4 protein-coding genes and 6 pseudogenes are annotated in these 8,097 nt (G+C 33.7%); 5 read left to right on the top strand and 5 right to left on the bottom strand.

What is annotated here, in order from left to right:
• Window positions 1–240, bottom strand: a pseudogene (locus tag AB1280_RS24405) (LytR/AlgR family response regulator transcription factor); the annotation flags it as partial.
• A pseudogene (locus tag AB1280_RS24400) lies at window positions 218–1,981 on the bottom strand (LytS/YhcK type 5TM receptor domain-containing protein). The pseudogenes AB1280_RS24400 and AB1280_RS24405, both read right to left, overlap by 23 nt.
• Before the next feature lie 398 nt (window positions 1,982–2,379).
• Here AB1280_RS24400 and AB1280_RS24395 point away from each other — a divergent pair.
• The 3 genes and pseudogenes from AB1280_RS24395 to AB1280_RS24385 all read left to right on the top strand — a co-directional run.
• Window positions 2,380–2,586, top strand: a pseudogene (locus AB1280_RS24395) (polymorphic toxin type 17 domain-containing protein); the annotation flags it as partial.
• Window positions 2,587–2,678: 92 nt separating this feature from the next.
• Window positions 2,679–2,888, top strand: coding sequence for a hypothetical protein (locus tag AB1280_RS24390; RefSeq protein ID WP_429757408.1), 210 nt, complete (start codon window positions 2,679–2,681; stop codon window positions 2,886–2,888).
• A gap of 4 nt (window positions 2,889–2,892) precedes the next feature.
• A complete protein-coding gene (locus AB1280_RS24385) occupies window positions 2,893–3,258 on the top strand; it encodes a hypothetical protein (protein ID WP_429754927.1) in 366 nt (121 codons plus the stop codon).
• A gap of 40 nt (window positions 3,259–3,298) precedes the next feature.
• Here AB1280_RS24385 and AB1280_RS24380 read toward each other — a convergent pair whose 3' ends face one another.
• The 3 genes and pseudogenes from AB1280_RS24380 to AB1280_RS24370 form a co-directional block, all read right to left on the bottom strand.
• Window positions 3,299–3,655, bottom strand: a complete 357-nt coding sequence (locus tag AB1280_RS24380; protein ID WP_429754926.1) for a hypothetical protein — start codon at window positions 3,653–3,655, stop codon at window positions 3,299–3,301.
• Window positions 3,656–3,732: 77 nt separating this feature from the next.
• Window positions 3,733–5,685: pseudogene (locus tag AB1280_RS24375) on the bottom strand (M56 family metallopeptidase).
• A complete protein-coding gene (locus AB1280_RS24370; RefSeq protein WP_429754924.1) occupies window positions 5,682–6,083 on the bottom strand; it encodes a BlaI/MecI/CopY family transcriptional regulator in 402 nt (133 codons plus the stop codon). Before AB1280_RS24370 ends, AB1280_RS24375 begins: the two are co-directional and overlap by 4 nt.
• Before the next feature lie 171 nt (window positions 6,084–6,254).
• Here AB1280_RS24370 and AB1280_RS24365 point away from each other — a divergent pair.
• Both AB1280_RS24365 and AB1280_RS24360 read left to right on the top strand, forming a co-directional pair.
• Window positions 6,255–6,622: pseudogene (locus AB1280_RS24365) on the top strand (hypothetical protein); the annotation flags it as partial.
• Window positions 6,623–6,759: 137 nt separating this feature from the next.
• A pseudogene (locus AB1280_RS24360) lies at window positions 6,760–8,097 on the top strand (DUF5050 domain-containing protein); the annotation flags it as partial.

Here is an 8,097-nt window from a genome sequence, read left to right as displayed (position 1 = left end):
CAAATACAATAGCAGGTGGATTTTTCATCTTCTTTAGTATATTAGCAATCTCAAATCCATTATCATCCGACAGCTGAATATCTAAAAAACAAGATCCGGTTTACTTTCTATCAACTTCTCTAACGCTTCTTCTACACTGTCTGCCTCGTCAATAATATCGACCTCTTTCGTTCGATATAATAAATATTTTAATTCGTCACGCGCTAACATTTCGTCATCAATTACTAATATTCTCAATATCGCTTCCCCCTTTTCTTTGAATTGGAATCGTAAAGGAAATCTCCGTCCCTACTTCTAGTCTACTTACAATATGAAGCGTTGTATCTTTTCCAAACAACCCTATTAACCGTTCATTAATATTATATAATGCTGTTCCCGTTCCTTTTTTTTGACGATACAACTGCTTTTCCTAACCGCTCTAATCGCTCTGGTTCAATCCCTTGACCGTTATCTTTTACTTTGAAATGTACGCTGTTTCGCTTAGCATAAACATGAATTTCAACTTGGCATATCGGCTGTTTTTTAGAAAATGCATGACGAAGAGCATTTTCTACTAATAATTGCAGCACAAACGGTGGAAGCAAAATAGTATGCAGTTCGTCTTCAATGTACATTTTCACTTCATATTTATTCGGAAATCTTGCTTGTTCTAACGACAAATACGCATGTACATGATTTAATTCCTGTTCCAACGGAATAAGAAGCTGCCTTGCACCTTGTAAATTGCAGCGAAAATACACGCTTAGCTGCAACAATAGTTTTCTTGCTTTCTCTACATCTGTACGACATAAAGCAGAGACTGTATTAATCGCATTAAAAAGAAAATGAGGGTTAATTTGTGCTTGCAGCGCCTTTATTTCCGCATCTTGCAATAATTTACTTTGCAGTTCTGCTTCTCCAAGCTCAAGCTGCGTTGAAAAGATTTTTGCTAATCCTTCTGCCAGCTCTTCCTCAACGGGGCTTAATGAATTCGGATTTTTAAAATAAAGCTTTAACGTACCAATGGTCTTTCCATGAGATGTGAGCGGAATCACGATTGCCGCTTGTAATGAACACCCTTCATGCGGACAATTAATCTCCTCGCGCGACTTTGCTTTCATAATCTCTCCGCCCTTTAACACCTCTTTGGACAATTCAGTAATTAAGCTATGGGAAGGAATATGATGATCAGATCCTACTCCAACATGTGCTAATATTTTTTCTGTATCTGTTAAAGATACTGCATCTGTTCCTGTAAAGCGATGGATAATTTGTGCCACATGCGTACATGATTCTTCCGTTAACCCTTGGCGAAAATACGGAAGCGTTTTATCAGCAATGAGCAATACTTTATGCGTTTGTAATGCCTTCGTATGCTCTTCTTGTCGTATAATGGACTGAATCATTGACAATAGAATATAACTTCCAAAACCATTTACAATAATCATTGGGATTGCAATAGTTTTCACAATGCTCCAGCCGTCATCGATTATGAAAAGAATCATAAGCATTTCCAGCGATACCATACAGATGCTAAGCACTGAAGAAAACTTTGGGGTTATAACGCGATTCATTTTGATATAAATAGCCAATATAACCTGTCACAATACCAGCTAAAATAGAAGAGAGTGCACAGCTTAATGCAGTCGTTCCCCCGAGCACATAACGATGAATACCAGATATAAATCCTACTCCTATTCCAACAATTGGACCTCCAAGTAACCCGCTAATCCCAATTCCCATAATACGCGTATTCGCAATCGTACTAGAAGAAGAGACGCCCCGTAGCCAGTTGTCATTCAAAATCGTATTACCAGAAATCTCAATCCCTGTGTAGTTGCTTACAATTGTAAATAATGAAAATATGCCAATTAACATAAAGCTTCCCTTATAGCCTTCTTGCTTATACAGTAGCCAACGGAACACCTTAATATGCGAAAGTAAATATCCTAAATGACGATTAAACCAACGCGTTCATCATCATCAATAATAAATTCCCCATTTTATGTCCTTCCTTCATGTATTTTTCATTCAATATAGTACATCATTATGTCTATCAAGGTCTATATATAACAGAAGGAAATAGGTGTCAAAAAGGCTGTTATATCAATATTTTCAAGCAATCTCATTACTTAAAAAAATACAACTCCAAACCCTTTCGGACACTGAACATTAGTTTAATCCACTATCCAAATTTGGACAACCAAAACCATACCTACATCAAATTGATGTTAGCACAACAATTGTTGTATAAAAAATAGCGACTTCCCACAAGGGAGAGAAAGCCCCTTTTTTGCTTATCTCTGTTCTTGTTCTATTGCCAATAACCCAGTGGCTCAAACCCAACAGCTTTAATAAAAAAGGACTCCTAAAAATTGAGGGACGAAAAAACATCATACTGCTATGTATGCCATTTCTCACCTAGACGAAACATTCGATGCTGTAAAACAAGCTATTTCTGATTCGTGGAATCAAGATGTTGTAAACGGAGATTGGAATAGCAGAGCTAAATGTTTTGGAAATGTAGAGGCCCAAGTCGAGCTAGCAACTGTTCAATTAGTGGCAGGAACAAAAGGTGCTGATAAAATTTCAAAATTAGGTAACTTAGAAATTGCATCTCAACTCATTGAAAAAGGTTAACTATTTGTAATGATTTAAAAAATAAAGAATATCAATATCGCTTTAAAATTTTAGAAAAGATGAACAATACATCTATCACTACAGAATTGAAAAACGCTGTATCAGCAGGAGTTTCATACTTTAAAAAAGAAGAATTATGGAATTGTATTGAAGAATATGCAGAACGACTAGCCAATAAATTTTATGCAGAAGAAAATCATATGAAGGCTAGTAAATATTTTTATATGAGTAATGAAGCAAGAAAAAGGTTATCAGTAAAAGGGCGTTAAAATGATGAAAAAGCTTAGATTAACGGTTACAGGATTAGTGCTAATTGGAATTATAGCTTTTAATGTTACAACATTAAACAAAGGTGACACCAATATAGGTGACGGTGGTATTATCAGTAATAAATCTGTAAAAGATCCTGGTGGTTTTGGTGTTATAAGTAATAAATCTGTAGGAGATCACGGTGGTTCCCCTTCTTATGAACATGGTGATACACCATCACCATGCCAACAAGCTAAGGTTTTGAAGTACCCCCTAAACGAAAATTTTCTTTCTCTACAGGTAGTTACTTTGAGAAGTCAGCTCATTTTTTTTCGTTTTGGGGCGTTTATTTTTCTTAAGTTGATGGGCCTATGGCGCTATCCTATTTAGAAAGAGATATTATCTTTCACCAGCACTTCTTGTTTAATAATTACATGAAAAAAAGCTTCCAATGTATTGGATCAGTTACTAATATGTAAACTATTACAACATCATAAAACCCTGAAACTATAAACAAGACGAGAGATGTTAAGATACATATTCCTGCATATCCTCCATTGTCCTCTGAAACATAATATGCAATCAATCCGAATACAAAAGACATCACAAGGAATACCATCTGTAAAATATCAAGTACAATCGATATTCTCATCTCAGCAGGAGTAAAATTACTGCCCGCATCATCAGCAGAATAGTTATAATTCCCATATAAAAATATTAATGCCCAAGTAATAAAAAACAACATCATACAAAGTAATGCTAAGGTGTTATATTTGTTTGAACGCATTTCTTTTCCTCCTAGTATTTAGGCTTAATATAACTAAAAGGTGTTCTAAAGATATAAACCTTCAAAACACCTCTTTATTATTTCAGCATTGAAAGCATTATTTTTTCCAGTTCCACTTTATTTACATTCCTATCGAACACTGCTTCCCCTGGATTGTCTAAACTATGATTAATAATGACAATTTGATACGCACTATTTTTCCCTTTTGCAGGAACAATCATCTTCATACCTTGTAAATTACTATGTGAGTTATGAGTAGAGTAGAATACTTGATTGCCTTCTAATTCGTATTGTTCAATGTTTTCTTCTACTACAAACAAATGATGGAACGGATCTTTACTTTCTCCGAATACTTGTGATTGAGAAATTGTATATTTCCTTTTCCGTTCGCATATTCTAATTTAATAACTAATTCTGGTTTTCTTTTAAGGTAATAACCCACCTTTTCGTCCTTGAGGGTGTATCCTTCAATTGTATAAGCTGGCTTCTTAATTTGGAAATCCACATGTTGCTGCGCTTCTTCAACTGTATATGTTAGATACTTCCCTACCTTATCCTCATAAAGTTTAGATTTATTACGAAGTTCATTTAATTTTTCACGATTTTCTACGCTTAAACGCTCTTCTTTAACCTCTTTTATATTCCCTTGGAATTTTTCAGGCATGTTTACTTTAATTAATCCTTTTTTCTCAATATGTAATATCTCTTTATATAACTGCACATACTTCTCAAATTCTTCTTTTGTTAAAGCCTTTTCAGCATGGTATAAAAGTCCGTTCGACTTTCATATGTTCTTTTTGAGAAACCCCACTCTTTTCTCGCATTTTCTTCTGTACCAAATAGCCTGTCTACAGCATTTTGGAAAGCATCTTTAGATTTCTGACTTTTTTCTATCGTTTGTCCCTTCTGCCTTTGATCTCCTTCTATTACAGGTGCATTGAATAAAGAAATAGATGCAACAGCAACTATTGCAATAATTCCAAGCACAGACCAGCGATATGATTTCTTTTGGAATTTCTTAATCATAAGAATTCTCCTCTTTAGCGTTCGTTTATTTCTACTTAAATTGGCTAGATTCGGTGCTTGATAATAACTTGAATAATGTTCTAAAAGAGTAATAATTGTATGTCCATATGCAATTTGTTCCTCTGATTCTATAAAGGTGAGCGCAAATGCATCACAGGCTAGTTCTTGATCTTCTCGCATACATGAATAGGCATACCAAAGAATCGGATTAAACCAATTTAAGATGATTAAACTATACAAAACCCAATTTACAGCTATATCTCTTCGTTTCAGATGAGATAGCTCATGGTAAAAAATATATTGTAGTTGTTGCTCATTCAATACTTTCATATGTCTGCTTGATAATAATACTCTCGGGCGAAAAAGCCCAAAAACAGTCGGACTTGAGATTTTCCCAGCCAACCGTAATGGAATTTGCTTTTAATTCCCATAGATTGTTTACAGTTTTCAAAAATCCCAACAATTTTTTCATCCGTAATATTGGATTGCTTTTTTATGTAAGAATATAATCGTCTATTCGTAATACAAGTTATTGTCGCTAGAATAGCAACTCCAAAAAGCCAAATATATAACGTAACTTTATAAACGGAAAATGTAGTATCTTCTTTCTTTTTATTACTATCTATTTGGTCACTCTCTTTCATTGCATTTACGGAGTTAGATTTGTAATTATCTCCTTTTGTAGCTACTGAATGATTCGCTTTATCTTCTGACACGCTTTTTTGTTGTATAGCTGGAGTAGTATCCTTTTGAAAAATCTCAGACACGCCAGAGCTATATGAAAGAAGAGAATAAATACTATAGGAACTATCTGGTAACCATGGTAATAGAAGTCTTACAATTAAAATCATCCATAACATGTACTGCCATCGCGGAGTTATCTTGTTTCTAAGCAAGATTTTGACACATAAGATTAATCCGACTAATATACTTGCCATAATTGATGTTTCTATCACCCAATCAAAAAATCGAGGTAGATAGACATTTACAAACATATCTATCATCCTCTATCCTTCCTCTGACTTTCCACAGTCTTCTCATCCAGAATACGTTTGAGTTCGTTAATATCTTCTGAAGAAAGTTTTTCTTCTTTTAAGAAATTCACAAGTAAAGGTTTAAATGCTGCACCACAGAAACTTTTGAGGAACGATTTGGTTTCTACTTGCAGATAACTATCTTGCGACACTAAAGGATAATATGCATACATACGCCCTTTATCCTGATGGTAAGAAACAGCCTCTTTTTGGACTAATCGATTAATAAGCGTTCGAATCGTTTTCGGTTTCCAATTCATCGTTTCATCAAGTACTTCAATTACTTCATTGGCTGTTTGAGGCGACCTTGACCAAAGAACTTTCATGATTTCCAATTCAGCTTCCGATATTTTAGGTAATTTCTTCATTTTATAGAATTCCACCCCTCGTATTACATTTGTAATCTATAATTAAATATTACGAATGTAATCCCAGCGTAATGTCAACCATATTTTGGATTTATAAATACATTTCCATGAAAATCAAGAAATTAATCCCAAAAATAATAAAAATACGCTATTCTTTCTATAGAATCATAGGAAAGAATAGCGTGTTTGTATGGGGAACTAATTGCCATTCTACTCTGTCCTCTATTATGTTTCAAATGCGGAAATTACTTCTCATAAAGAGGAAACAAGAGCTAAGTGAATATAAAACTATGTATATGATTAAAGACTATTTTTCTCTTCTGCTCCAAACTATACAAAAAGACACCTAGGAACTATCAAAGATTTTGCTTCGTCTGTTTAACCTCCTACAACACAACGGACGAAAATCTCATCGATACGAGAAAAAAACAGTCTTTGATATATTATGTTTTGAATATTTATACAAAAAACAGCGATATCAGTACATGCACATAAAATTACTGTTTTTTTTTGAGTTTAACATTTTGTGCCTTTTGTAAAACTAATTCTTGTTATCGGCTTCAAATGGAAAATAAACAGAAAATTGTTTTTATTCACAAAAGCACGTATAATCAAACGCAAGTAGACAATTACTACCAATATTTAATTCTATTGAAATATCATAAGGAGGCAAACAATGGGGAACATTTATGAAAAAACAATAGTTATTATTGCAACCATGGCCATTTCAATTTCTCTTTTGGTTGTGAAGCAGAAAACAAAACAGCAAATACAACAAATGTCAAGAAAGAAAAAAAGGATACACAAACTGATTCAATAGTACAGCAGCAAATAAAAGAGGCTGAAAAAAGAGGAAATACGGTTGGGAACATTTCTAACAAAGGAAAATGGTCGAAAGTGATGGTTGGATTTATTATGCGGTCAATGGAAGTAAGAATACAAAAGGTATTTATCGTACAAAGGATTATTTTCAAACATCAGAACTTTTAGTAAAAGATGTAAATGCCTCTTATATAAAATATAAGCAATCAATCTTTATATTTTATCCATATGGCGACAAATGATAATACAGGTTCAAAATGAACTGCCTTCTTTAATGAAGTATGACATTTCAGCTAAAAAACTCGATACATTGAAAACAGATACAAGTTACGTATATATAAAAGATCAAACTTTGTTTTATCCGAAAAAATACTCGGAGCATGGTGGTTTTGATATTGTAGGGATTATAAAAATGGATTTGAAAACAGGACAAGAAGAGGAAACTACACCTAAATACACTGGTTGGGCTCAAACAATAGATGATAGTATTCTACATTGGAATAAAAATCGTGGAAGACAGGTTACCAAGAATAACAAAACCTGGTCAAAGGAAAAGTATGCAGAAATATCTAGTGCGGTATATCATGATGAAAAACTATATGCTGTTGTAGATTTTTCGCTCCCTTTTGAAGCACATAAAGCTACGCACGGTATATACGAGTTAGACGTTCAGCAAAATACAGAAAAGCTATTAATACAGGACGTCTTACAGATGAACATAACAGGGGATACTTTTTATTATGTAAAAAATGACGGTGTGTATAAGAGAAAAATCAATGGTGGAAGTGAAGAATTAATCTATAACAAAGCTCTTGAACCTTCTAAATCTTATTTATATTTTATAGCAGGAGATATGTATCTATATACAGATAATGGCGTTATTTTAAATCTGAAGACAAAAAAATCAAATGAAATAAAAGATAAACCGTTACCTAATGACGCAATGTTAAACAAAGTATTAAATGCACAAAAAGAACTCACCTATATCCAAACGAGAGCATTCACAGGGAATTCAAAATCAAGGGGGCGTTTTTCGTACGGGGAATTGCTCATCCCCCGCATATAATACAAAAAAAGCGTTAGAAACTACATTGTCTACATATTTCTCAAAACAATTTATTACGGAATATATGCAAAGTGAATATGTAAAAGAAATAGACGGAAAAATGCACTATGTTATTGGAGATCCAAG

The sequence above is a fragment of the Bacillus sp. S10(2024) genome, from assembly GCF_050473865.1.
Classification (GTDB): domain Bacteria; phylum Bacillota; class Bacilli; order Bacillales; family Bacillaceae_G; genus Bacillus_A.
Note: the sequence above shows the minus strand (reverse complement) of the source record. Positions and strands in the feature narration are given on the sequence as shown.

Coding starts and splice junctions, on each gene's coding strand:
- AB1280_RS24390 (WP_429757408.1), top strand. CDS start 2,679: ATGAACAATACATCTATCACTACAGAATTGAAAAACGCTGTATCAGCA.
- AB1280_RS24385 (WP_429754927.1), top strand. CDS start 2,893: ATGAAAAAGCTTAGATTAACGGTTACAGGATTAGTGCTAATTGGAATT.
- AB1280_RS24370 (WP_429754924.1), bottom strand. CDS start 6,083: ATGAAGAAATTACCTAAAATATCGGAAGCTGAATTGGAAATCATGAAA.
- AB1280_RS24380 (WP_429754926.1), bottom strand. CDS start 3,655: ATGCGTTCAAACAAATATAACACCTTAGCATTACTTTGTATGATGTTG.